The 23,833-nt window shown below is 70.6% G+C and carries 21 protein-coding genes and 1 pseudogene; 17 read left to right on the forward strand and 5 right to left on the reverse strand.

Annotated features, from left to right (window positions below; all coding sequences use genetic code 11):
• The 5 genes from infB to truB all read left to right on the forward strand — a co-directional run.
• Positions 1 to 2,541 (forward strand): translation initiation factor IF-2 (gene infB, locus ACYVAG_RS06220; protein WP_460768052.1); only part of this gene is annotated, 2,541 nt, incomplete at its 5' end.
• A gap of 170 nt (positions 2,542 to 2,711) precedes the next feature.
• Positions 2,712 to 3,059 (forward strand): GntR family transcriptional regulator, encoded by a 348-nt coding sequence (locus ACYVAG_RS06225; RefSeq protein ID WP_460768054.1) that lies wholly within the window; start codon positions 2,712 to 2,714, stop codon positions 3,057 to 3,059.
• Positions 3,056 to 4,096, forward strand: coding sequence for a DUF1648 domain-containing protein (locus ACYVAG_RS06230; protein ID WP_460768056.1), 1,041 nt, complete (start codon positions 3,056 to 3,058; stop codon positions 4,094 to 4,096). The genes ACYVAG_RS06225 and ACYVAG_RS06230 overlap by 4 nt, the downstream gene beginning before the upstream one ends.
• A gap of 17 nt (positions 4,097 to 4,113) precedes the next feature.
• Complete coding sequence (gene rbfA, locus ACYVAG_RS06235) at positions 4,114 to 4,554, forward strand: 30S ribosome-binding factor RbfA (RefSeq protein WP_460768057.1); 441 nt, start codon at positions 4,114 to 4,116, stop codon at positions 4,552 to 4,554.
• A 4-nt stretch (positions 4,555 to 4,558) separates the two neighbouring features.
• The gene (gene truB, locus ACYVAG_RS06240) at positions 4,559 to 5,467 is read left to right on the forward strand and encodes a tRNA pseudouridine(55) synthase TruB (protein WP_460768059.1); all 909 of its coding nucleotides are present in this window, start codon (positions 4,559 to 4,561) and stop codon (positions 5,465 to 5,467) included.
• 16 nt (positions 5,468 to 5,483) lie between these two features.
• On the opposite strand, the gene ACYVAG_RS06245 is transcribed toward truB, so the two are convergent.
• Complete coding sequence (locus ACYVAG_RS06245; protein ID WP_460768061.1) at positions 5,484 to 7,217, reverse strand: LGFP repeat-containing protein; 1,734 nt, start codon at positions 7,215 to 7,217, stop codon at positions 5,484 to 5,486.
• A gap of 285 nt (positions 7,218 to 7,502) precedes the next feature.
• On the opposite strand from ACYVAG_RS06245, the pseudogene ACYVAG_RS06250 reads away from it, so the two are divergent.
• From ACYVAG_RS06250 to ACYVAG_RS06265, 4 genes and pseudogenes are all read left to right on the forward strand, one after another.
• A pseudogene (locus tag ACYVAG_RS06250) lies at positions 7,503 to 7,838 on the forward strand (sodium:solute symporter family transporter); the annotation flags it as partial.
• Between the two features lie 20 nt (positions 7,839 to 7,858).
• Complete coding sequence (locus ACYVAG_RS06255) at positions 7,859 to 8,800, forward strand: sodium:solute symporter family transporter (protein WP_460768062.1); 942 nt, start codon at positions 7,859 to 7,861, stop codon at positions 8,798 to 8,800.
• Positions 8,739 to 9,281 (forward strand): aminotransferase class I/II-fold pyridoxal phosphate-dependent enzyme, encoded by a 543-nt coding sequence (locus ACYVAG_RS06260; protein ID WP_460768631.1) that lies wholly within the window; start codon positions 8,739 to 8,741, stop codon positions 9,279 to 9,281. The genes ACYVAG_RS06255 and ACYVAG_RS06260 overlap by 62 nt, the downstream gene beginning before the upstream one ends.
• Positions 9,278 to 9,847, forward strand: coding sequence for an aminotransferase class I/II-fold pyridoxal phosphate-dependent enzyme (locus tag ACYVAG_RS06265; RefSeq protein ID WP_460768064.1), 570 nt, complete (start codon positions 9,278 to 9,280; stop codon positions 9,845 to 9,847). Before ACYVAG_RS06260 ends, ACYVAG_RS06265 begins: the two co-directional genes overlap by 4 nt.
• A gap of 88 nt (positions 9,848 to 9,935) precedes the next feature.
• On the opposite strand, the gene ACYVAG_RS06270 is transcribed toward ACYVAG_RS06265, so the two are convergent.
• Complete coding sequence (locus ACYVAG_RS06270; RefSeq protein ID WP_460768066.1) at positions 9,936 to 12,959, reverse strand: glycoside hydrolase family 70 protein; 3,024 nt, start codon at positions 12,957 to 12,959, stop codon at positions 9,936 to 9,938.
• A 180-nt stretch (positions 12,960 to 13,139) separates the two neighbouring features.
• Between ACYVAG_RS06270 and ACYVAG_RS06275 the strand changes: the two genes are divergently transcribed.
• The gene (locus ACYVAG_RS06275) at positions 13,140 to 14,063 is read left to right on the forward strand and encodes a Rossmann-fold NAD(P)-binding domain-containing protein (RefSeq protein ID WP_460768068.1); all 924 of its coding nucleotides are present in this window, start codon (positions 13,140 to 13,142) and stop codon (positions 14,061 to 14,063) included.
• Positions 14,064 to 14,171: 108 nt separating this feature from the next.
• Positions 14,172 to 15,101, forward strand: a complete 930-nt coding sequence (locus ACYVAG_RS06280) for a bifunctional riboflavin kinase/FAD synthetase (RefSeq protein WP_460768070.1) — start codon at positions 14,172 to 14,174, stop codon at positions 15,099 to 15,101.
• A 143-nt stretch (positions 15,102 to 15,244) separates the two neighbouring features.
• Here ACYVAG_RS06280 and ACYVAG_RS06285 read toward each other — a convergent pair whose 3' ends face one another.
• A complete protein-coding gene (locus ACYVAG_RS06285) occupies positions 15,245 to 15,553 on the reverse strand; it encodes an AzlD domain-containing protein (protein WP_460768071.1) in 309 nt (102 codons plus the stop codon).
• Complete coding sequence (locus ACYVAG_RS06290) at positions 15,553 to 16,308, reverse strand: AzlC family ABC transporter permease (protein ID WP_460768073.1); 756 nt, start codon at positions 16,306 to 16,308, stop codon at positions 15,553 to 15,555. The genes ACYVAG_RS06285 and ACYVAG_RS06290 overlap by 1 nt, the downstream gene beginning before the upstream one ends.
• 65 nt (positions 16,309 to 16,373) lie before the next feature.
• On the opposite strand from ACYVAG_RS06290, the gene prfB reads away from it, so the two are divergent.
• The 6 genes from prfB (at position 16,374) to ACYVAG_RS06320 (ending at position 23,382) form a co-directional block, all read left to right on the forward strand.
• Positions 16,374 to 17,486, forward strand: a complete 1,113-nt coding sequence (prfB, locus tag ACYVAG_RS06295) for a peptide chain release factor 2 (RefSeq protein WP_460768074.1) — start codon at positions 16,374 to 16,376, stop codon at positions 17,484 to 17,486.
• A gap of 151 nt (positions 17,487 to 17,637) precedes the next feature.
• Positions 17,638 to 18,327: a cell division ATP-binding protein FtsE gene (gene ftsE / locus ACYVAG_RS06300; protein WP_460768075.1), complete on the forward strand. Its 690-nt coding sequence runs from the start codon at positions 17,638 to 17,640 to the stop codon at positions 18,325 to 18,327.
• A gap of 43 nt (positions 18,328 to 18,370) precedes the next feature.
• On the forward strand, positions 18,371 to 19,273 hold the full coding sequence (gene ftsX, locus ACYVAG_RS06305) for a permease-like cell division protein FtsX (RefSeq protein WP_460768077.1): 903 nt from the start codon (positions 18,371 to 18,373) through the stop codon (positions 19,271 to 19,273).
• Between the two features lie 133 nt (positions 19,274 to 19,406).
• The gene (locus ACYVAG_RS06310; protein WP_460768079.1) at positions 19,407 to 20,909 is read left to right on the forward strand and encodes a peptidoglycan DD-metalloendopeptidase family protein; all 1,503 of its coding nucleotides are present in this window, start codon (positions 19,407 to 19,409) and stop codon (positions 20,907 to 20,909) included.
• A gap of 126 nt (positions 20,910 to 21,035) precedes the next feature.
• Entirely contained in the window at positions 21,036 to 21,509 is a 474-nt protein-coding gene (smpB, locus tag ACYVAG_RS06315) for an SsrA-binding protein SmpB (protein ID WP_460768081.1), read from the forward strand.
• Positions 21,510 to 21,513: 4 nt separating this feature from the next.
• Positions 21,514 to 23,382 (forward strand): DUF2207 domain-containing protein, encoded by a 1,869-nt coding sequence (locus tag ACYVAG_RS06320; RefSeq protein ID WP_460768083.1) that lies wholly within the window; start codon positions 21,514 to 21,516, stop codon positions 23,380 to 23,382.
• Between the two features lie 3 nt (positions 23,383 to 23,385).
• Here the strand turns inward: ACYVAG_RS06320 and ACYVAG_RS06325 are convergent, their stop codons facing one another.
• On the reverse strand, positions 23,386 to 23,763 hold the full coding sequence (locus tag ACYVAG_RS06325) for an FKBP-type peptidyl-prolyl cis-trans isomerase (RefSeq protein ID WP_460768633.1): 378 nt from the start codon (positions 23,761 to 23,763) through the stop codon (positions 23,386 to 23,388).
• Positions 23,764 to 23,833: the final 70 nt, after the last annotated feature.

Here is a 23,833-nt window from a genome sequence, read left to right on the forward strand (position 1 = left end):
CCCAGCGCGCCGGCGGCGTCGAGCGCGCCCACCCCGCGTCCCGACACCGCCCCGCGTCCCGGCGCGACACCGCGTCCCGACACGACCGACCGTGCCCCCGGCGCGGGTGGATCGGCGCCTCGACCGGGCGCTCCCGCCCCGCGTCCGGCGTCGCGTCCCGGCTCGACCGGCGGCCTTCCCGGCGCCGCGCCGCGCCCGCCGCGTCCCGCGGGGGGTGCTCCGCGCCCCGGCAACAACCCGGTCTCGTCGTCGCAGGGCATGGGCACCCAGGCCCGTCGTCCGCGTCCCGAGGGCGGCGACGCCCGTCCCGGTGCCCCGCGTCCCGGTGGTCCGCGTCCGGCCGGTGCCGGTGCGGGTGACCGCGCCGGTGGTCCGCGCCCCGGCGCCCTGTCCGGCATGCCTCGCCCCAACCCGGCGATGATGCCGAAGCAGTCCTCGACCCAGATCGGTGCGCCCGCGGGCCGCGGTCGTCCTGGCGGCGGCCCCGGTGGCGCCGGTGGGCGCGGCCGTCCCGGCGGCGGTGGCGGCCCCGGCCGTCCCGGCATGGGCGGCGGCCCCATGGGCGGTCCGCCCAGCGGTGGCGGCGGTCGCGGTCGTGGTGGCCGCGGCGGTTCCGGCACGCAGGGCGCGTTCGGTCGCGCCGGTGGCCAGCCGCGTCGAGGTCGCAAGTCGAAGAAGCAGCGTCGTCAAGAGTTCGACCAGATGGAGGCTCCCGCACCCGGTGGCGTGCGCGTACGCAAGGGCGACGGTGCGACCGTCCGCGTGCGTCGTGGCGCGTCGATCACCGACTTCGCCGAGAAGATCGGCGCCGACGCCGCTTCGCTGGTGCAGGTGCTGTTCGCCCTCGGTGAGATGGTGACGGCGAACCAGTCGATCAACGACGACACCCTGCAGCTGCTCGGCGCGGAGCTCGACTACAACATCGAGGTCGTCTCGCCCGAGGACGAGGACCGCGAGCTGCTCGAGCGCTTCGACCTCGAGTTCGGCGAGAACGACGGCGGCGAGGACGACCTCGCGCCGCGCCCGCCGGTGGTCACGGTCATGGGTCACGTCGACCACGGCAAGACGAAGCTGCTCGACAAGCTGCGTTCGGCCAACGTCGTCGCGAAGGAGGCCGGTGGCATCACCCAGTCCATCGGCGCCTACCAGGTCGAGACCGAGGTCGACGACAAGGAGCGTCGCATCACGTTCATCGACACCCCGGGCCACGAGGCGTTCACCGCCATGCGTGCCCGTGGTGCGAAGTCGACCGACATCGCCGTCCTGGTGGTCGCGGCCGACGACGGCGTGATGCCCCAGACGATCGAGGCGCTCAACCACGCCGTCGCGGCCGACGTGCCCGTCGTGGTCGCGGTCAACAAGGTCGACAAGGAGGCCGCCGATCCGTCGAAGGTCCGCGGCCAGCTGACCGAATACGGCCTCGTGGCCGAGGAGTACGGCGGCGACACCATGTTCGTCGACGTCTCGGCCATCACGGGCCAGGGCCTCGACCAGCTGCTGGAGGCCATCGTGCTGACGGCCGACGCGGCCCTCGACCTGCGCGCCAACCCCGAGATGGACGCCCAGGGCGTCGCCATCGAGGCCCACCTCGACAAGGGCCGCGGCCCCGTCGCGACGGTCCTCGTCCAGCGCGGCACCCTGAAGGTCGGCGACTCGATCGTCGCCGGCCCGGCCCACGGCCGCGTACGCGCCCTGGTCAACGACCTCGGCGAGAACGTGGACGAGGCGCCGCCGTCGATGCCGGTCCAGGTGCTCGGCCTGACGTCGGTGCCCGGCGCCGGTGACTCGGTGCTCGTGGTGTCCGACGACCGCACGGCCCGTCAGATCGCCGACCAGCGCGAGTCCCGCAAGCGGGCCGCGATGCAGGCGATCGGCGCCCGCCGCAAGACGCTCGACCAGCTGTTCGAGCAGCTCGAGAAGGGCGAGACGCAGGAACTGCTGCTCATCCTCAAGGGCGACGGTGCGGGTTCGGTCGAGGCCCTGGAGGAGTCGCTGTCGAAGATCGATGTCGGCGACGAGGTGTCGCTGCGCGTCATCGACCGCGGTGTCGGTGCGATCACCGAGACCAACGTCTCGCTGGCCGCCGCCTCCGGCGCGGTCATCATCGGCTACAACGTCCGCCCGCAGGGCAAGGCGACCGAGCTGGCCGACCGCGAGAACGTCGACATCCGCTACTACTCGGTCATTTACCAGGCGATCGACGAGATCGAGGCGGCCCTCAAGGGCATGCTCAAGCCGATCTACGAGGAGGTCCAGCTGGGCCATGCGGAGATCCGCGAGATCTTCCGTTCCTCGAAGTTCGGCACGATCGCGGGCTGCATGGTGTCCGACGGCCTCATCCGCCGCAACGCCAAGGCGCGTCTGCTGCGTGACGGCGTCGTCATCGCCGACACCGACATCCGCTCGCTGCGCCGCGAGAAGGATGACGCGACCGAGGTCCGCGAGGGCTATGAGTGCGGTCTGACGTTGGGCAACTACACCGACATCCACGTCGGCGACGTCATCGAGACCTACGAGATGCGCGAGAAGGCCCGCAACTGACGTTGTGAGTCGTACGCGGCGCCCGGACCCCTGTGGGTCCGGGCGTCGCGCGTTTCCGCGTTCTCCGAGCGAAGTCGTCCACGTTCTCCGAGCGAAGCCGTCCACGTTCTCCGAGCGAGCGAAGCGAGTCGAGGAGTTGCCCCTCCCAATGTTCTAGTTACTCTATAACTATGCTCTGGAAGGTCGACGCCACGCTCCCGACGCCCCTGCACGCGCAGGTCGCCGCGTCGGTGCGCGGCGCCATCGCCGACGGGAGCGTGCGCACCGGCGAGCGCCTGCCCTCGGCCCGCGACGTGGCCGAGTCGCTCGACATGAACCTCCACACCGTCCTGCGGGCCTACCAGGCCCTGCGTGACGAGGGGCTCATCGAGCTGCGCCGCGGCCGGGGCGCCGTCGTCATCGCCGACGACCCGGGCCACGCCCGCCTCGCCGGGCTGGTCGGCGACCTGCTCGCCGAGGCCGGGCGCCTGGGCATGGCCCGTGCCGACGTCATCCGATTGATCGAGGAGAAGCCATGACCACCACCCCTGCTGCCACCTCCGCCGATGCCGCCCTCCGGCCCCAGCCGCGGCGCGCGTTCGTCATCTCGGCGGTCGTGGTCCTTGCCGCCGTCATCGGCGCCGTCGCCCTCGTCCAGGGTGCCCGCGACGAGCTGCCCGACCCGATCGCGACCCATTGGGGTGCCGACGGGCGCGCCGACGGCTTCATGGCGCTGACGCGTCATCTCGTGTTCGGGGGAGTCTTCACGCTGGTCATGACGGGCTTCCTCCTCGGGGTGGGCGCGGCCGTCCGCCAACTCCGGGCGATGGCGTCGGTCGCCGCCGGCCTGGGGGTGTTCCTCGCCGTGGTCCTGATCGGTTCGACGCTGACCCAGCGCGGGCTGGCCGACGCCCGCGACGCCCGCGACCAGGGAAGCCTGCTGATCGGCGCCGCGGCCGGGGCGGTCGTCGGCGTCCTCGTGTGGCTGGCCGTGCGTACGCATGTCGTCCCCGCGGCCGCCCGGCCGGCCGCGCTGCCACCGGATGCCGCGGTCCTGGGCGTCGGCGACGCCGCGCGGGTCGCCTGGACCGGGCGTACGCGGGTGGGGCGGTGGGCCGTCGTGGTGATGGCGGCCACCGCGGCGCTGCTGCTCGGTCTGGCCATCGTGTTCTCGGTCCTCGGCAACGGGCAGGCGGGAGCCTTCGTGCTCATCGTGCTCGTGGCGATCGCGCTGCTCGGGTCGTCGACGTGGTCGCGGGTCATCGTCGACCGCGGGGGCGTGACGGTGCGCGGCCCCGGCCGGCTGCGCTGGGTGCACGTGCCCCTGGCCACCATCGAGTCCGCCGGCGTCGGCACGGTCGACCCGCTGGGGGAGTTCGGGGGCTACGGCATCCGGGGTGGGCTCGACGGCTCGGCCGGCGTGGTGACCTCCGCCGGGCCGGCGCTCCGCGTCGACCGTGCGGGCGAGAAGCCGCTGTGGGTGACTGTCGACGACGCCGACGGCGCGGCCGCCGTGTTGAACACGTTGCTGCGGCGGCAGGGCGCGCCCGGCGGGAGGCAGGGCTTCCGCGCCTGATCTGGAAAGATGGGCGCATGAGCAACCCGCGCATCCTCAAGCTCGCCGATCAGATCAAGGTCATCACCGCCCAGATGCTCGAGCGACGGATCAAGGACCCGCGCCTCGGCTTCATCACCCTCACCGACGTCACGGTGACGGGCGACTCGCGGGAGGCGACGATCTTCTACACAGTCCTCGGCCAGGACTCCGACGTCGTCTCGACCCAGGCGGCGCTCGACTCGGCGAAGGGCCTGATCCGGTCGACCATCGGCAAGCAGCTCGGGCTGAAGTTCACGCCGATCCTGACGTTCCAGGCCGACGCGATGCCCGAGAACGCCCGCCACATCGAGGAGCTCCTGGCTGCCACGCGCGCCCACGACGCCGAACTCGCCCAGCGCGCGCGGGAGGCGAAGCCCGCGGGCGAGGCCGACCCGTATCGCCGCAAGGACGAGGACGACGTCGACCCCGAGGCCTGAGCGCGTGGCCCCCGGGTCCCCCGATGGTTCCGTCGGCTCCGGCATCGTCGTCGTCGACAAGCCCCAGGGCTGGACCTCCCACCAGGTCGTGGGGCGCTGCCGTCGCATCCTCGGCACGAAGAAGGTCGGCCACGCCGGCACCCTCGACCCGATGGCGACCGGCGTCCTGGTCATCGGCGTGAACCGCGCGACGCGCCTGCTGGGTCACCTGATGCTGACCGAGAAGGCGTACGACGCGACGATGCGGCTGGGCCAGTCGACGGTCACCGACGACGCCGAGGGCGACCTCGCCGAGTCACTGGGCGCCGGTGCGGTCACGCGCGACCGGGTCGAGGCCGCGGCCCGGGCGTACGCGGGGGAGATCCTGCAGGTGCCCACGGCCGTGTCCGCCATCAAGGTCAACGGCGAGCGGGCGTACGCGCGGGTGCGCGCCGGCGAGGAGGTCGCGCTGAAGGCGCGGCCCGTCACCGTCCACGAGCTGACGGTGCTCGACGTGCGCGAGGCCGAGGCCGACGGCGGCGTACGCGTGCTGGACTGCGACGTGCGGGTGCGGTGCTCGTCCGGCACCTACATCCGCGCGCTGGCCCGCGACATCGGCCGCGACCTCGGCACGGGTGGTCACCTGACCGCGCTGCGGCGTACGGCGGTGGGACCGTTCGCGCTCGACCGCGCGGCGGTCGTCGACCAGGAGACCGAGGCCGTACGCCTGGTCGACATCGACGAGGTGGCGGCCGAGTGCTTCCCGACGTACGCGGTGGACGACCGCCAGGCGAAGGCCATCTCGTACGGCCAGCGGCTCGACGTCGCGCTGGCGGGGCTCACGGCGATGATGCACGAGGGCCGGTTCCTCGCGCTCTATGTGCCGGAACGCGAAGACGGCCCCGGCGCGAAGGCCGAGGCCGTCTTCAGCTGACGGTCACGCGTGCGGACTACCAGGTGCCGCGGTCGGAGCGGAACCAGATGGTGCCGCGCTGGAACCTCTGGGAGCACTGGGTGACCGACCCGCTGGTGGTGCAGCGTTCCGACTCCAGGGGATAGCCGTAGCGCCCCGCCTCCCAGCCGTTGCGACCCCAGTGGTCGCGGATGGCGCCCTTGACGCCCTGGACCTCGGTGGCCGGCGACCAGTACGCGCTGGTGCTCCCGAAGTCCTGCCAGCAGCCGCCCTGGACCAGGCCGCAGAACTCGCCCGAGCGAGGGGGCAGGTGGGTCCGGTTGTAGGAGCCCTGGTCCTGCCACCACTGGCGGATCGCGCCGCGCAGCGGCCACGCGCCGCTCGACGGCGTCCAGAGGATCTCCCCGCCCTGGAACTGGCTGTCGCACGAGAGGAACCACCGCCCGTCGATGCCGAGGTTGATGCAGTTCTCGTCGCGCGTGGGATAGCCGAGCCAGCTGTTCTCCCAGCCCAGGGCGGCCCAGCGGTCGCGGATGGCCCCCTGGACGCGCACGGCGCCGGTGGCGGGGGTGAAATAGATGGAAACGTCGCCGAAGTGCTGGAAGCAGCCGCCGTCGCGGATGCCGCAGATCTCGTCGGTGGTGGGGGCGACGCGCAGGCCGGACAGCCACTTGGCGCGGACGGCTCCGCGGAGGAAGAACGTCTCTCGGCTGCTGCTGATCAGCGTCCCGCGCTCGAACTCCTGGGAGCAGTAGTCGCCGTCGCCGCAGTATTCATCGCCGATCGGATAGCCGAGGAACGAGTTCTCCCAGCCCAGCTGGCCCCACCGTTCGAGCATCTTTCCGCGCACCGCATGGGCCTGCGTCGCGGGCGACCAATAGATCATGCCGCCGGTGAAGCGCTGGAAGCATCCACCGTCGCGGATCCAGCACTGCTCATTCTCGGTGGGCGCGCCGATCGACCGGTGCACCCGGCTCAGGTCGGCCCGCTCCGCCTCGATCGCGCCCAGCGACACGGCGGCGCGACCCTGGACGGAGAAGAACGTGCCGCCTTCGAAGGCCTGCGAGCAGACGTCGTCGGTGCAGAAGTTCGGCCCGGCGGGATAGCCGAGCTGTCCGTTCTCGGCCCCACGCTGCGTCCAGAGGTCGATGTAGGCGTTCGGGACGAACTTGCCCGTGGCCCTGTGGGAATAGATGCGGCCGTTCTCGAACGACTGCACGCAGCCGTCATCGCGCAGCCCGCACTTCTCGAGGGAGAGCATGACGCCCGTCGGCCGCGGGCCGAGGGAATATCCGGTGCTGGCCACCGGCGAGGGCGTCCCCGTCAGCGGGATGTCGAGACCGAAGGAGGCTTGGGTCGAGCCGCTCCCTGCCCGCATCACGACGATTGTGGACGAGGCGCCCATGTCCGGCATGCGTACGGGCACGCGGACGCGACCCGAGGTGTCGGTGGTCGAGGCCGGGGGCCACCCCGTCACCACGGTCCACCAGGCGGCTTCGTCCCGGGTGTCGAACGTGACGGGAATCCCTGCCTCCGGGGCGCCCGATGCGTCCAGCACGGTGCAGTCCACAAAGACCGCAGCCCGGGGCGTGGTCGTGATCGGCGCACAGCTGATCGTGCGTGTCGGCGCGGTGGGCGTCGCCCGGGGCAGGGCGGTACGCGTGGGCGTGGCCACCCCAGATGGCGTCGGCGCCGCCTCGGCCGGCGAACCCAGCAGGGGAAGGGACAGGGCACCCGCCACGAGCGGGACGAGGAGGCGGCGCAGGGCCATGGTTGATCCTTAAGTCAGCAGTGACGGGATGATTCAACACCCAAAACACGAAGAAGTGTGGTCATGTGACCTGATCGTCACATTTGCCCACTAGGTTGACGGCGTGACTCAGTGAGGAGCACAAAAGTGACGTTGCATCCGTTGGACCTCGTGGTCATCGGGATCTACTTCCTGGCCATGATCGGCATCGGCTTCTGGTCGATGCGCATGGCCAAGACCCGCGAGGACTACCTCGTCGCCGGTCGCCGCCTGAAGTTCCCCCTCTTCTTCGCCTGCATGGCCGCGATGGCCGTGGGCGGAGCCGTCACGGTCGGCGGCACGGGCAAGGGCTACAAGGACGGCATCGCCGGCCTCTGGGTCGGCGGCTCGCTCGGCATGGGCCTGATCGTGCTCGGCATGCTCGTCAGCTCGAAGCTCAACCGCCTGCGCGCCCTGTCGATCAACGAGGTCATCGAGCGCAACTACGGCGCGGCCGCCCGTGTGTTCGGCGCCGTGCTGACGATCATCTACACCGTCGCGCTGTCGGTCGTGCAGGTCGTCGCGATGGGCTCGATCCTCGCCGGCATCCTCGGCATCGACACCCGCATGGCCAGGGTGTACGCCGGCCTGGTGGTCGTCTTCTACACGTTCCTCGGCGGCATGTGGTCGGTCACGATGACCGACATCGTGCAGTTCGTCATCAAGACGCTCGGGCCGCGCGCAACGAGCGCATCGCGAAGTCCGGCACGCTCGCGGCCGGCGTCTATTCCATCCTCTATTCGCTCGCCGCGGTCCTGCTCGGCATGGCCGTCCTCGCCGCCGGCATCAAGGTCGCCAAGCCCGGCCTGGTGTTCGAGACCGGGGTGGTCAGCTTCCTGCCCGTCGGCATCGCCGGCCTCCTGCTCGCCGCCGCCATGGCCGCGGCGATGTCGGTCGCGTCCGGCACGATCCTGGCGGCGTCGACCGTCGTCTACAACGACCTCTACCTGCGCTTCGTCCGCGGCCAGAAGCACGCCGAGGTCGAAGAGGCCCCGATGAGCGCCGAGGGCCACGTCGGCACCGCCAGGGACGTCTGGGTGAACCGCATCATCGCGCTCGCCCTCGGTGCGGTCATCATCATCCTCTCGGTCATCATCGAGGACATCTTCAAGGCCCTCGACCTGTCCTACGGCTTCCTGTCGGGCTGCGTGTTCATCCCGGTGTTCGCCGCGTTCATCCTCAAGAAGGTCAGCCCGCGCGCCGGCCTGGTCAGCCTCGCCCTGAGCTTCGTGGGCGTGGCCGGCACCATGATCTACGGCGAGTCCACCAAGCAGGCCGACTTCGCCATCGGCGGCACCTATCCGATCATGGTCGGCATGGCCATCGGCCTGGTGTCCTACGTGATCGTCCACGTCACCGACCGCACCAAGGTCACCCCCAACGTCGACCCGGGGTCGACGACCTCGAGGAGCTGCCCGCATGACGGCCGACCCCACGAACACCGGCGTACGCGACCCCGAGCGCCTCGTCTCGTCGCGCTATCGAGGCGCGGCGTCGACGCCGATGAGCTCGGCGGTCGACCTCGCGTCGCGCTTCGACGACGTGATCTCGTTCTCGCTGGGTGACCCCGACCTGACGACGGACGCCGCGGTGATCGACGCCGCGGCGGCCGACGCCAGGGCCGGGCACACCCACTACACCGACACCTACGGCGACCCGGAGCTGCGGCGCGAGCTGCTCGCGTTCTATGCCGACGAGTACGCCCACCCCCGCCCGCTGAGCGACCTGCTCGTCACCACCAGCGCGTGCCACGGCATGTGGCTGGCGCTCGAGTCGATCCTCGACGACGGCGACGAGGTGATCATCCACGAGCCCTATTTCACGCCCTATCCCCACCAGATCCGGCTGGCCCGCGGCGTGCCGGTCAGCCTGCCGACCCACGAGGCGGAGGGCTGGCGGGTCTCCCCGGAGCGACTCGAGGCCCTGATCACCCCGCGTACGCGGGCGCTCATCCTCAACTCGCCGACGAACCCGACCGGGGCCTGCTTCACCCGCGAGACGTTGGAGGCGATCGCCGGGATCGCGCAGGGCACGACCTCATCGTGATCGCCGACGACATCTATCCGCTGTTCTCCTACGACGAGCCCCACACGCCGATCGTGACGCTGCCCGGCATGGCGGAGCGCACGAACGTCCTGGGCTCGTTCAGCAAGGACTACGTGATGACCGGCTGGCGCATCGGCTATGCGATCGCGCCCGCCACCGTGATCCGCACCATGAAGGACGTCAACGAGAACGCCGTCTTCACCGCGCCCGCCATCTCCCAGCGCGCGGCCCTGCACGCACTGCGGCGGCGCCACGAGATCCAGCCGCCGATCAAGGAGCTGTACGCCGAGCGCATGGCGTACGCGTACTCCCGGGTCGAGGCGATGCCGAACATGTCGGCGCTGCGGCCGCGCGGGTCGATCTACCTCTGGGTCAACGTGGCGGCGACCGGGCTGACCTGCGCCGAGGCGGCCGAGCGCATCTTCGCCGAGTCCCACGTGCTGACGATCCCCGGCACGGCGTTCGGCGACTCGTGCGAGGGCTACCTGCGGTTAGCGATGACCGTGTCGGTGGAGCGGGCGGCCGAGGCCTTCGACCGGATCGGGCGGATGAGCCTGTTCAGCTGAACAGGACGACGTCGACACCTGCATGACGCGCGAGACCCGCGGTGCCCAAGGGCGCCGCGGGTCTCGTCGTTGTCATCTCGGGCGTGGGTCAGTAGACCCCGCGCGCCGAGTTGTAGGTGATCACGCCGCCCTGGTAGCGCTGGGTGCACTGCCAGTCGGGCCCGACGGGTCCGCACTGCTCGGGGCCGACGGGGTAGGCGTACCTGCTTCGTTCCCAGCCCTGGCGCGCCCAGAAGTCCCGGATCGCGCCCTTGACCTCCCAGACGCCCGAGGCGGGCGACCAATAGATCGAGTGGCGCTGGAAGTGGTTGAAGCAGCCGCCGTCGCGCAGACCGCAGGTCTCGTCGGTCGTCGGATAGCCCAGCTCCGAGTTCTCCCAGCCCAGCGCGGCCCAGCGGTCGCGGATCGCGCCGCGGATGGCGTGCGCGCCCGACGACATCGACCAATAGATCGAGCCTCCCTGGAAGTGGTTGTAGCAGCCGCCGTCACGGATGCCGCAGATCTCGTCGGTGGTCGGATAGCCGAGGTACGACAGCTCCCAGCCCAGGTCGCGGAACCTGTCCTGGATCGCGCCGCGCACCCAGTGGGCGCCCGTCGCCGGCGACCAATAGATCGTGCCGCCCTGGAAGTGCTGGCCGCAGCCGCCGTCCTTCAGGCCACAGAACTCGTCGGTCGTCGGATAGCCCAGGAAGCCGTTCTCCCAGCCCTGCGAAGCCCACTTGTTCCAGGTCTCGCCGCGGACCCAGTGGGCGCCCGTGGCGGGGGACCAATAGATCGTGCCGCCGGCGAAGGTCTGGAAGCAGCCGCCATCGCGCAGGAAGCAGTTCTCGCCCGACTTCGGCTGGCCGAGGATCGCCTGGTCGGCGGCCCACTTGGCGCCGATCGCGCCGTGGACGGCGGTCTGCACGTTCGTGTCCACCGGCGCCCACACACCGAGGTGGCCGCGGACGTCGGCGTCGTGGCGCCCGGTCACGTGGAGGTCGAGGTTGCCCTGGCCGTCGGTGATGACCGTGCCGGCGTTCTTGCCGGTGACATCGCGGTACGCCTGGTTGGCGTGGCGGGCGCCCATCGGCACCTTGATCCACGTGTCCACGCCCGGGTCGTCCGACACGACGGTCGCGATGCCCTTGGCGCGGTCATAGCTGTCGCGGACGCTGGCGACCAGGTCCTGGCCCACCGCGGCGCGGTTTGTCGCGAACTGGTGGACCTGCTGGGGGCCGTCGACATAGCGGGCGCGCGCCTTCAGCAGCGCGTCGATCTCGTCGAAATAGGGCGTCTTGGTCGACATGTACGCGGCGTCGGTGCGATAGAGGTCGCCGTACCAGACCGTGGGGACGGTCTTGGCGTTGGTGAGCAGCATCGCGTACCGGGCCGGGACGTTCCAGTCGGTCACGCGCTTGTCCTTGGCGGACAGGTCGGCGAACCACGCGTCCAGCGCGGCCTTCTCGCCGGCCTTGGTGTATTCGTCGGCGAACGAGCGGGCGTTCGCGAGGGAGCCGTACTGGGCGCCCGGCTGGATGCCGAGGCGGCGCAACATCTCCCAGTTCACCTGGATCGTCTGCTTGTCGTGGTTGGCGACATAGCTCCAGTTGGGACGCGAGGCGCCGTCGGGGTTGGCGATGCGCGAGCCCGCGGCCGAGATGTCGTACGCGTCGGCCAGCCGGCGACCCGAGTTGGGCATCATGGCCTCGTTGGCGACGTCGCGCTGCGGCGCGTCCATGATCAACTGGGTGTTGTTGTTGGCGTCGATCACCGGCGCGATCTCGTTGGTGTTGTACGACTCGAGGTAGCTCGTGTATTTCGACCGGTCGCCCCCGAACTTCTCGCTGACGACCTGCGACTCGGCCGCCAGCACCTTCGGGTTGACGTGCGACGCCGCGTCGACGCGGAAGCCGTCGAAGCCGTAGGTGTCGAGCAGGAACTTCATCCAGTTCTTCTGCTCGGCGACGACGTCCTCGCGGGAGTTGTCGATGTCGTTGCCGACGAGGAACTCGAAGTTCACGACGCTGCCCATGGTGTCGTGGCCCTGGAACTTCACCTGGTCGTCCCACTCGATGCCCTCGGGCGCGTTGCCATACCAGCGGTCCTCGGACCGGCCGCCGTACGCCGGGGTCGCCGCGATGTATTTGTCCTTGCAGTCCCACACGCTCATCGTCGCGCTCGAGCCGGTCTTGACGGCCTCGCGGTCGGCGAAACCGCACGTCGCGACGGCGTGGTCGAGGAACGCGGGGTAGTTGATCAGGTAGGGGCGCCAGTTGCCGGGCGTCGCCTCGTACGCATCGCGCGCCGACAGGTAGCCGTCGACGTGGTTGAACCCGCGGCTGGTGCTGAACGGCGTGCCGTTCCACGCCCAGTCCGGCAGGTTGAGGTTGTCGCCGACGACCTTGAAGGGCTTGCCGGACGGGTCGCGGAGCAGGTCGCCGCGGCCGATGTTCTGGGTCGAGGTGCCGTTGAAGTGGTTCTTGTTCCACTCCTTGATCTGGCCATACTTCTGCTGCCCCGGGCCGCCGCCCTTGGTGTACATGAGCATGAGCTCGTCGACCCAGGTCGTCGTGTGCTTGTCGGTGAAATCGTCGACGAACCGCGTACGCCCGTCCCGGTCGACGCGGCTGGAGACCACGGCCTCGCGCCCGTTCAGGCCGATCATCTGGTTGGGGACGAGGTCCATCTGGACGCGGGATCCCTGCCCGTGCAGTTTGGCGATGAGCGCCTTGAGCTCCTCGGCCGTGCCGTACTTCGTGGCCTTCTCGCCGCCGAATCCCTGGTCGAACTCGCCCAGGTCGTAGCGGTCCTTGATCGCGTAGCCCTCCATGTAGCGCGACATGTCGAACGCGCGGTACGCGGGCGGCATCCACACGTCGGTCACGCCCCACTGCGCGAGCTGGCCGGAGTTCGCGCCGAGGGTCGCGTACATGTTCTTGTCATAGGGCTGGTAGACGCTGAACGACTGGAAGATCACGCGCTTGTCGTAGTCGTGGCCCCACTCGGCGCGCGGCGAGGCGGGGGTGGCGGCGCGGCTGGTCGCCGTGCGGGTCGTGGTGGCCGTGTCCTGCGGGCTCGGGGTGGCGGTGGCCGGAAGCGCCGAGCCGACGCACAACGTGCCGGCGGCCACCAGGGTGACGGCGAGGCGGGCGGGTTGTTTCAGGGATGTCCCATCATGTTGATGCTGGTCCGGTCATCCTCGGCCGGGATCGCCCCGGCGACGCCCGCGGCTCGGCGCCTGTGACGCTTTCGTTACGTTCGTGGGGCGGTGGGCCCCGCGAGCGGGACGGGTGTCCATGGACGAATTCGCATGTATGAGCGTGATTCACGTATGGATGGTCGGAACCGTACCGGCTTGTCTGGTCTCATGACTACGACACACACTCCACGCACCGTCCCTTCTATCGCGGTCCTCGGCGGCACCGGGCGCACCGGTGGCCGGGTCGCCGGCCGTCTCCGAGATCGTGGTATCGACGTCCACATCGGATCGCGTTCCGTCACCCCTGCATTCCACTGGGAGCACCCCGAGACCTGGGAGCCGGTGCTGAGCGGATGCACTGCCGCCTATGTGGCCTACACGCCGGAGATCACCCATCCCGGAGCTGTTGAAGCCGTCGCCGCACTTGCCGAGTCTGCGCGCCGATGTGGCCTGCGCCAACTGGTCCTGCTTTCCGGTCGTGGCGAAGAGCAGGCGGAACGTGCGGAGGAAGCTGTTCGAGCCGCCGGCGTCCCGACCGCAGTGATCCGCTCGGCGGTCTTCGCCCAGAACTTCAGTGAGCATTTCCTCCATGACCCCGTCCTTGCGGGCGTGATCGAGCTGCCTGCGGGGGATGTGGCCGAACCGTTCATCGACATCGACGACCTGGCCGATGTTGCCACCCACCTGTTGCTCGCCACCGAGCCCGCAGACGTGACGCTGGAACTGACCGGCCCGGAGCTGCTCACCTTCGCCGACGTCGCCGAGGAACTGTCGGTGGCGGTGGGTCGACCCGTGACCTACCGGGCCATCAGCGTCCACGAGTTCGTCGAAGGCTCGGTGGAGGCAGGAATGCCCCGCGAGGACGCAGAGGACCTGGGCGTCGTGTTCGCCCAGATCTTCGATGGTCGCAACGCATACGTCACCACGGCGGTGGAGCAGATCCTTGGTCGCCCGGCCGGTGATTTCGCGGCATACGTCCGACGTGCAGCCTCCTCCGGCGCGTGGGTATCGCCCGGCGAGCCGGTTCGCCCCTGAGAGACCGCTCCGGCGTCGCCCGCGGCTCGGCGCCTGTGTCCCTTTCGTCACGTTCGTGGTGCGGTGGGCGCCCCGCTACGATCGTGGCGGCGTACGGAAAGGACACCTGTGAATCCCCAGCCCACGCAGCCCTCCGGGGCGGCGACCGTGGTCGCGATCGGCAACTTCGATGGCGTGCACCGCGGCCATCACGCGGTGCTGGCGCGCGCGCGTGCGCTGGCGCCCGAGGCGCGCCTGGTGGTGGTGACGTTCTGGCCCCACCCGATGTCGGTGATCCGCCCGGGCCAGGCACCGAAGCTGTTGTGCTCGCTGGACGACCGCGTGGCCCTGCTGCGGCAGGCCGGGGCCGACGACGTGGTGGTGTGTCCGTTCACCACCGAGATGGCGGCCCTGTCGCCGGAGGAGTTCGTGGCCGCCCACATCGCGCCGCTGGCGCCCTCGCTCATCGTGGTGGGGACGAACTTCCGGTTCGGCCACCGCGCGTCGGGTGATGTCGCGACCCTGCGGCGGCTGGGGGAGTGGCGCGTCGAGGCGCTGGACCTGCTCGAGACCGACGCCCACACCACGAGCTCCACCGAGGTACGCCGGCTCCTGTCCGGCGGCGACGTCGCCGGCGCGGCCCACCACCTCGGGCGGCTGTTCAGCTTCCGCGGCACCGTCGTCGTGGGCCACCAGCGCGGCCGCGGGCTCGGCTTCCCGACAGCCAACCTGCCGGTGCCCGCGGGATTCGCGGCCCCGGCCGACGGAGTGTACGCGGGCTGGGTCACGCGCCTGGACGACGCGGCCGCCGCGCCGTGGCCGGCCGCGATCTCGGTCGGGACGAACCCGACGTTCGACGACGTCCCGGAGGTCGTGGTCGAGGCCCACGTGCTGGGCCGCGACGACCTGGAGCTCTATGGGGTGGCGATCGCGGTCGACTTCGTGGATCGGTTGCGGGGGAACGTGCGGTTCGAGGGCATCGAGCAGCTCGTCGCCCAGATCGGCGCGGACTGCGCCAAGGCGAAGGAACTGCTGGGGGCGCGTACGCCGGGGGAGTGAGGTTCGCCGAGAGGGCGCAGCCCGCGGACGTTCTCCGAGCGAGCGCACGACCTGACGTTCTCCGAGCGAGCGCACGACCTGACGTTCTCCGAGCGAGCGCACGACCTGACGTTCTCCGAGCGAGCGCCAGCGAGTCGAGGAGCTCAGCCCCACCCCGCCAGCCGCACCAGCGCCGCCGCGAGCGCCCCGACCAGCACCACGACCAGGTAGGGCGCCCGCAGCATCAGCGCGATCGCCCCCGCGACCAGCGCCGCCAGCCGTGCGTCGACGGCCAGCGTCGGACCCTCGGCGGCGAACGTGTTCATCATGACCAGCGCGGCCAGCAGCCCGATCGTCATCGTTCCCGCGACCCGCAGGATGCGCGGGTGCTGAAGGCGTTCGGCCGGCACGAGGTAGCCGACGCCCTTGGTCACGAAGGCGATCAGGCAGGCGAGCAGGATCCAGGTCCACATCACGCGCCTCCTCGACTCGCTGGCGCTCGCTCGGAGAACGTGTCGGGGTCCTCGTCCGCCGGTCCCCGCCCGAACCACCCGAACAGCGCCGCCACGGCGGCCGCGATGATGATCGGCACGCCCGCCGGCACCAGCGGGATCGTGATCGCCGTGACCAGCGCACACGTCACCGCGATCGCCCACGGCTCGCGGCCGCGCAACCGCGGCCACAGCAGCCCGAGGAAGGCCGCGACCGCGGCCCCGTCCAGGCCCCACTGCTTCGGGTCGCCCAGGCTCGCCCCCGCGTACGCGCCCACGAACGTGAACAGGTTCCACAGCACGAAGATCCCGACGCCCGCGGTGAAGAACCCGCGCCGCTGCTCCACCAGGCCGTCCTGACCCGCCGCCGTCGCCGTCGACTCGTCGATCGTCAGGTGGGGCATCGCCAAGCGGTGCCATCCGGCCGGGCGCAGCAGGGCGTTCATCTGCATGCCGTACACCGCGTTCCGGACGCCCAACAGACTCGCGGCACCGACGGCGGCGCCCGGCGTGCCGCCGGTGGCGATGACCCCGATGAACGCGAACTGCGAGCCCCCGGTGAACATGAGCAGGCTGAGCGCGCACGTCTGCAGCACCGACAGCCCGGCGGCGACCGACAGCGCCCCGAACGAGACCCCGTAGAGGCCGACGGCGAGGCTGATCGCCACCCCCGCGCGTACGCCGGGCGAGGCCCGCCGCCCGCCGGTCTCCGCGCCCCGTGTCACCTCGTCCGCCACCCGCGCATCGTAGGCGTCCCCGCGCGGGTGCGGGGGCCCGTCCCAAACGGGTAGCATCGGTTCCTATGGCCGTTGACTTCTCCACCGACATCGCCGACCTCGAGCGCGCCCTCGCGTCGATCGAGGCCGTCCTCGACCCCGACGCCAAGCGCCGGGAGATCGCCGACCTCGGCGAGCAGGTCGCCGCCCCCGACCTGTGGGACGACCAGGAGAACGCCCAGAAGATCACCTCGCGCCTGTCCCACCTCCAGGGCGAGGTCGAGCGCCTCGAGTCGCTCCGCGGTCGCCTCGACGACCTCGGCGTCCTCGTCGAGCTCGGTGAGGAGGAGGGCGACGCCGACTCGCTCGCCGAGGCCGAGAAGGAGCTGGGCTCGCTGCGCAGGGCCGTGGAGGCCCTCGAGGTCCGCACCCTGCTGTCGGGCGAATACGACGAGCGCGACGCCGTCGTCAACATCCGCGCCGAGGCCGGCGGCGTGGACGCGTCCGACTTCGCCGAGCGCCTCATGCGCATGTACCTGCGCTGGGCCGAGCGCCACGGCTATCCGACCGAGGTCTACGACACGTCCTACGCCGAGGAGGCCGGCATCAAGTCGGCCACGTTCAGCGTCAAGGCCCCCTTCGCCTACGGCACGCTCTCGGTCGAGTCCGGTACGCACCGCCTCGTCCGCATCTCCCCGTTCGACAACCAGGGCCGCCGCCAGACGTCGTTCGCCGGCGTCGAGGTCCTCCCCGTCGTGGAGGAGGCCGACCACATCGAGATCCCCGAGGGTGACCTCCGCATCGACGTGTTCCGCTCGTCGGGCCCCGGCGGCCAGTCGGTCAACACCACCGACTCCGCAGTCCGCATCACCCACCTCCCGACCGGCGTCGTCGTGTCCTGCCAGAACGAGAAGTCCCAGCTCCAGAACAAGGCCGCGGCCATGCGCGTCCTCCAGGCCCGCCTGCTCGAGCGCGCGCGCCAGGAGCGCGAGGCCGAGATGAACGCGCTCAAGAGCGATGGCGGCAACTCGTGGGGCTCGCAGATGCGCTCCTACGTCCTGCACCCCTACCAGATGGTCAAGGACCTGCGTACCGACCACGAGGTCGGCAACCCCGACGCCGTCTTCGACGGCGACATCGACGGGTTCATCGACTCCGGCATCCGCTGGCGCAAGCAGTCCGAGACCGCCGACGCCTGAGGCGCGCCACGCCGTGCGCGGCGGAAATGTCGACCCACGGCGTACGCGCGCGCCTAGACTCCCCGCAGGCCGTTCCCCTGCGCGTCCTCGTGATGGGGGCATGCCCCTTCCTTCCCCGGGGGCGTGATGTCGAACTCGGCCCTGGATGACCGTGATCCGTTTCGAGAATGTCTCCAAGACCTATGAGGGCCAGCGTCGTGCTGCCCTCAAGAACATCGACATCGAGATCGCCAAGGGCGAGTTCGTGTTCCTCGTCGGTGCGTCGGGGTCCGGCAAGTCGACGTTCATGCGCCTCATCCTGCGCGAATACCGTCCGTCCACCGGCCGCATCTGGGTGTCCGGCAAGGACCTCTCGCGCCTGCCGAACTGGAAGATCCCGGGCCTCCGGCGCCAGATCGGCACCGTGTTCCAGGACTTCCGCCTGCTGCCCGGCAAGACGGTCCACGAGAACGTCGCCTTCGCCCTGCAGGTGATCGGCAAGTCCAACGCCCACATCCGCACCGCCGTGCCCGAGACGCTCGAACTCGTCGGGCTCGGCAACAAGGGCGACCGCCTCCCGGAGGAACTGTCCGGTGGCGAGCAGCAGCGCGTCGCGATCGCCCGCGCCTTCGTCAACCGGCCCAAGATCCTGATCGCCGACGAGCCGACCGGCAACCTCGACCCCGCCACCAGCGTGGGGATCATGAAGCTCCTCGATCGGATCAACCGGGCCGACACCACCGTCGTCATGGCGACCCACGACTCCACGATCGTCGACCAGATGCGCAAACGCGTCATCGAGCTCGACGACGGCGAGATCGTGCGCGACCAGACCAAGGGCGTCTACGGGTATCAGCGATGACCACCCGACCCGCCCAGCACCGACGCCACACCGAGGATCACTGATGCGCCACACCCTGTCCGAGACCTGGTCCGGCCTCCGCCGGAACCTCACCATGACGATCGCGGTGATCGTGACGATGTGGGTCTCCCTGTCCCTGTTCGGGGCCGGCCTCATGGCGACCCAACAGGTCGACCTGATGAAGGGCCGCTGGTACGACAAGATCGAGATCTCGGTGTTCCTGTGCACCAAGGACACCCGGGGCGACTACTGCGACCCGGGCCAGGACGTCACCGAGCCCCAGAAGCAGGCCATCGAACAGACCCTGAAGACGAACCCCGAGGTCGCCCAGGTCTATTTCGAGACCAAGCAGCAGGCGTACGACGAGTTCCGCCGGGCGTACGAGGGGAGCCCGATCCAGGACTCCCTCACGGTCGACCAGATGCAGGAGTCGTTCCGGGTGAAGTTGAAGAACCCGGAGCAGTACCAGGGCGTCGTGTCCGCGGTCGAGGGCATGCGCGGCGTCCAGATGGTGCAGGACCTCCACCGGGTGCTCGACCAGCTGTTCGAGTGGCTGGGCTTCCTGAAGTGGGGGACCATCATCGCGTCGGGCCTCCTGCTCCTGGCCGCGGCGCTCCAGATCGGCAACACCATCCGCATGGCCGCGTTCGCCCGGCGACGGGAGATCGGCATCATGCGCCTGGTCGGCGCCAGCAACCTCTACATCATGCTGCCGTTCCTGCTGGAGGCACTCGTCTCGGCCCTCATCGGCGCCGGTCTGGCGTGCCTCACGCTCGCCGCCGCGCAGGAGTTCCTGATCGTCCGAAAGGCTCAAGTCTTACTCAAGGCTTCACCCTGGATCGGCTGGCCCCATGCGGGTCTGGCCATGGCGGGGGTTGCCCTGGTGGGCATTCTCCTGTCCATAATCCCCACGCTGATTGCAACTCGTAAGTATCTGAAGGTGTGACCCTCCTGGCCACCTTCGGGCAGCCATCGACATTGATTGGGGACCAGCTGTGCAACGGGACCTTCCCTCCGCCCTCGGCGGCCCGCGCACCGGCACCACCAGCCGCCCGCGTAAGCGCACGATCGTCGCCTCCATGGCCGCGGTCGCCATCGGCCTCGGCGGGCTCGCGCCCGTCGCGTACGCCGACGACCTCACCGACCAGCGCGACCGCGTGAACCGTCAGCTCGCCCAGTCGCAGTCGAACCTGCACGAGTCGAACACGGCCCTCAATGCCGCCGCCGACGCCCTCGCGCGCTCGCAGGCAGACCTCGCTGAGGCCCGCTCGGCCCTCGCCCAGACCCAGGCCCAGCTGGCGGACGCCCGGGAGAAGGACTCCGCCATGGCCGCCGCGCTGGCGACCGCCCAGAACGACCTCGAGCGTGCCCGCGCCGCCGTCGCCCAGGCCGAGCTCGACGTGGCCGACGAGCAGGCGAAGGTCGGCGACATCGTGCGTACGCAGTACCAGCAGAAGACCGGCCTCGTCGGCATCGGCATGTTGGTCTCCGGCCAGTCCACCGGCGAGGTCGGCACGCGCATGCAGTGGTCGACCACCATGTTCGACACGACCCAGGCCGAGATGGACCGTCTCAAGGCGACCCAGGCCCGGCTCACCGCGGCCAAGGACGCGCAGACCGCGGTCGAGGCCCGCGTGGCCGCCGACCGCCAGACGGCCGCCCAGAACCTCGAGACGCAGCGCCAGCTCGAGGCGTCCGCGCGCTCCCAGACCAACCGCATCGCCTCGCTCGTGAACGCCAACGCCGTCGCCCAGAGCGCCGCGCAGAACCAGGTCGAGGCCGAGCGCAACAACCTCGACGGGCTCAACTCCGAGCGCAACGACGTCGAGCGCCGCATCGCCGAGCGGATCGCCGCCCAGCGCGCGGAGGAGGCCCGCATCGCGGCGGAGAACGCCGCCCGTGCCGTCGCCGAGCGCCAGGCCCGCGAAGCCGCAGCACGTGCCCGCGCCGAGGCTGACGCCGCAGCACGCCGCGCCCGCGCGGCCCAGCAGGCCGCCGAAGAGGCCGCCGCCAGGCCCGCCCCGAGGGCCGCGGCGCCGGCCCCGAAGGCCGCAGCCCCGGCCCCGAAGGCCGCAGCTCCCGCACCCCGGGCCGAAGCCCCCGCACCCGCGCCCCGGGCCGCCGCTCCCGCCCCGGCTCCGGCAGCCCCCGCACCGGTCAACATGACCGCCGCCCGGGCCACCGAGCACCACGGCTTCATCTGGCCCAGCGGGTCCGCGATCACCTCGCAGTTCGGCATGCGCCTCCACCCGGTGCTCCGCTATTGGAAGCTGCACGACGGCACCGACTTCGGCGCCGCCTGCGGGTCGCCCATCCTCGCGCCCTACGACGGCGTGGTGAAGGAGCGCTACTACAACGCCGGCTACGGCAACCGCCTGATCATCGACCACGGTCGCGTGGACGGCCGGTTCGTCACCACGGCGCTGAACCACGCCATCACCTACAACGTGAGCCCCGGCCAGCGCGTACGCAAGGGCCAGGTCGTCGGTTCGGTCGGCTCGACGGGCTATTCGACGGGCTGCCACCTGCACTACATGGTGTGGCTGGACGGCGACCTGACGAACCCGATCTCCTGGTACTGAGCTGAATTGCGTCGCTCCGCGACGCGTACGGCTCGCCCTCACGTTCTCCGAGCGAGCGCCAGCGAGACGAGGAGCGCCCCGCGATATCAGCGAGACTCCGTCCCCGCGGCCCACTATCATTGCCCCATGCCCAAGGAGACCGGTAAGAAGCTGATCGCGCAGAACAAGAAGGCGCGCCACGATTACCACATCCACGACACCTTCGAGGCCGGCATGGTCCTCACGGGCACCGAGGTGAAGTCGCTGCGGCAGGGGCGCGGAACGCTCACCGAGGCTTTCGCCACCGTCGACGAGGGCGAGGTGTGGCTGCGGCAGGCCCACATCCCCGAATATTCCCACGGCACCTGGACCAACCACACCGCCCGCCGCACCCGCAAGCTGCTCCTCAACCGGCGCGAGATCGGCAAGCTCGAGAAGTCGCTGCAGGACAAGGGCACCACGCTCGTCCCGCTGTCGCTCTATTTCAACGACGGCTACGCGAAGGTCGAGATCGCGATCGCCAGCGGCAAGAAGGAATACGACAAGCGCGAGACCCTCCGCAAGCGGGACGCGAACCGCGAGGCCGACCGCGCCATCGCCGACCGCCAGAAGAAGCACTGACACCGTGGGTACGCGCGCGCTCCACCGGTGCCTCCTGTTCGTCGCCGCGCTCTGCCTGGCCGCGCTCGGCCCGCTGGCCGCGACCCCCGCGTACGCGGCCCCCGGTGACCAGATCGAGAAGTACGCGATCACCTACACCATCGCGCCCGACGGGCGGGTGGACGTCTCCGAGACGATCGACATGACTTTCGGCAGCAGCGGACGCCACGGCTTCGAGCGCACGCTCGTCACGCGCGAGCGCTGGGACGACAAGCAGGACGCCACCTTCCCGATCTCGAACATCTCGGTCACCAGCCCCACGGGCGCGCCGACCCAATACACGGTGAAGTCGGCCGAGAACGGCTCCGACGCCACCACCGCCATCCGCATCGGCGACCCCGATCGCTACGTCGACCGGCGCGAGACGTACGTCCTGAAATACAGCGTCGCGGGCGCCATGCGCCCCTTCGCCGACCACGACGAGTTCTCGTGGGACGCCACGGGCTTCGACTGGAAGATGCCGATGCGCAACATCACGGTCGACGTGACGGGTCCCCGGGCGCCGCAGGAGACGATCTGCTTCGCCGGACCCGTGAAGTCGACCACGCCCTGCACCAGCAAGTCCGTGTCGGTATCGACCGCCACGTTCACCCAGTCCTCGCTGCCGCAGGGCCAGAACCTCACGGTGGCGATCAAGCTCCCGAAGGGCGCGGTGACCAACCCGAACCCGCGCCTGGTGCCGAACGCCGCCGCGGAGTCCCAGCGCCAACTGCTCCTCGCCGGGGGAGCGACCGGGCTGACCGCACTCCTCGCGCCGCTGGTCGGCCTGCTCCACTGGCGCCGCAACGGCCGCGACGAGCGCTACGTCGGCCTCGCCCCCGGCACGGTCCCGCTGGCCGGCGCGCCCGCGGCGACGGGCCCGGACACGATCACCAACATCCCGGTCGCTTTCTCCCCGCCCCGCATCCCGGTGGGGGAGGCCGGCCTCCTCATCGACGGTGCCGTCGACATCCGCGACACGACCGCGACCCTGATCGACCTCGCCGTACGCGGGGCCCTCACCCTCGCCGACTCCGGTGGCTCGAACTATCGCGCGACCCTGCGCGACCCCGGCGTGGCCGCCGCCCCCCACGAGGTCGTGCTGCTCAACGCGCTGTTCCGCGGCGCCGGGCCGGGCGCGAGCGTCGAGCTCGGCCAGCGCGGCACCCTGACCGACGCCCACGAGGAGGTCTCCCGGTCGCTGCGCAGCCAGGTCACCGAGCGGCAATGGTTCCGCCGCATCCCCGGCGGCGGGTCGGGCGTACGCCTCGGCGCCGGCTCGCTGTGGATCGTCGTGATCGCGGCGTTCTGGTTCTTCCCCCAGCTCGGGTCGGGTCTCCTGGGCTCGGTGCTGGGTGGCGCCGGCGCCATCGGGCCGTTGGTCTGGATCCTGCCGCTCATCCCCGTCATCGCGACCGTGCTGGTCGTCCGCGCCAAGATGAAGCGGGGCCAGCGTACGGCCCAGGGGCGCGCGGTCACCGACCAGATCGAGGGGTTCCGCACCTACCTCGCGACGGCCGAGGCGAACCAGCTGAAGTTCGAGGAGGGCGAGGACATCTTCTCGAAATATCTCCCGTGGGCGATCATGCTCGACCTCGCCGAGCGCTGGGCGACGCTGTGCGAACAGCTCGTGCGGATGGGGCGCATCCCCGAATACCAGCCCACCTGGTACGCCGGCCACTATTCCGGCTTCAACGTCATCTACCTCAACGACGCCCTGGCCCACTCGAGCATGCCGGAGCCGCCCGCTCCCAGCACGGGATCGAGCGGCTCCGGGTTCGGCGGTGGGTCGTCGTTCGGCGGCGGAGGGTTCTCCGGCGGCGGTGGCGGCGGGGGCGGCGGCGACAGCTGGTGAGGCTCAGCGGCCCCTGATGCCGACGAGGTCGCAGACGAAGATCAGCGTCTCGTTCGGCGCGATCGCGCCGGGCGCCCCCCGCTCGCCGTACGCGAGGTGGGACGGGATGACGAGCTCGCGGCGACCGCCGACCTTCATGCCCTGGACGCCCTGGTCCCAGCCCTGGATGACCCTGCCGGCGCCGAGGGGGAACTCGAGCGGCGCGCCGCGGTTCCACGACGAGTCGAACTCCTCGCCGGAGCTGAACGCCACGCCGACGTAGTGGACCGAGACCACGTCGCCGGCCTTGGCCTCGGCGCCGTCGCCCGTGACGATGTCGGTGACCTTCAGGTCGGTGGGCGGCTCGCCGCCGGGGAAGTCGACTTCGGGCTTGCTGTTCATGTCAGTCATGGTCTCGACCCTAGCGACGACCGACAGGTCAGGGGGCGACCGGGGGTCCAACCGATGGTGC

The sequence above is a fragment of the Mariniluteicoccus flavus genome (assembly GCF_054776655.1).

Bases quoted from the DNA above. Each gene is read 5' to 3' on its own strand.
- ftsX (WP_460768077.1), top strand. From the start codon at position 18,371: ATGCGCCACACCCTGTCCGAGACCTGGTCCGGCCTCCGCCGGAACCTC.
- ACYVAG_RS06245 (WP_460768061.1), bottom strand. From the start codon at position 7,217: ATGGCCCTGCGCCGCCTCCTCGTCCCGCTCGTGGCGGGTGCCCTGTCC.
- smpB (WP_460768081.1), top strand. From the start codon at position 21,036: ATGCCCAAGGAGACCGGTAAGAAGCTGATCGCGCAGAACAAGAAGGCG.
- ACYVAG_RS06285 (WP_460768071.1), bottom strand. From the start codon at position 15,553: ATGTGGACCTGGATCCTGCTCGCCTGCCTGATCGCCTTCGTGACCAAG.
- ACYVAG_RS06225 (WP_460768054.1), top strand. From the start codon at position 2,712: ATGCTCTGGAAGGTCGACGCCACGCTCCCGACGCCCCTGCACGCGCAG.
- ACYVAG_RS06275 (WP_460768068.1), top strand. From the start codon at position 13,140: ATGTATGAGCGTGATTCACGTATGGATGGTCGGAACCGTACCGGCTTG.
- ACYVAG_RS06325 (WP_460768633.1), bottom strand. From the start codon at position 23,763: ATGAACAGCAAGCCCGAAGTCGACTTCCCCGGCGGCGAGCCGCCCACC.
- prfB (WP_460768074.1), top strand. From the start codon at position 16,374: ATGGCCGTTGACTTCTCCACCGACATCGCCGACCTCGAGCGCGCCCTC.
- ACYVAG_RS06230 (WP_460768056.1), top strand. From the start codon at position 3,056: ATGACCACCACCCCTGCTGCCACCTCCGCCGATGCCGCCCTCCGGCCC.
- ACYVAG_RS06260 (WP_460768631.1), top strand. From the start codon at position 8,739: ATGAGCTCGGCGGTCGACCTCGCGTCGCGCTTCGACGACGTGATCTCG.
- ACYVAG_RS06310 (WP_460768079.1), top strand. From the start codon at position 19,407: ATGGCCGCGGTCGCCATCGGCCTCGGCGGGCTCGCGCCCGTCGCGTAC.
- rbfA (WP_460768057.1), top strand. From the start codon at position 4,114: ATGAGCAACCCGCGCATCCTCAAGCTCGCCGATCAGATCAAGGTCATC.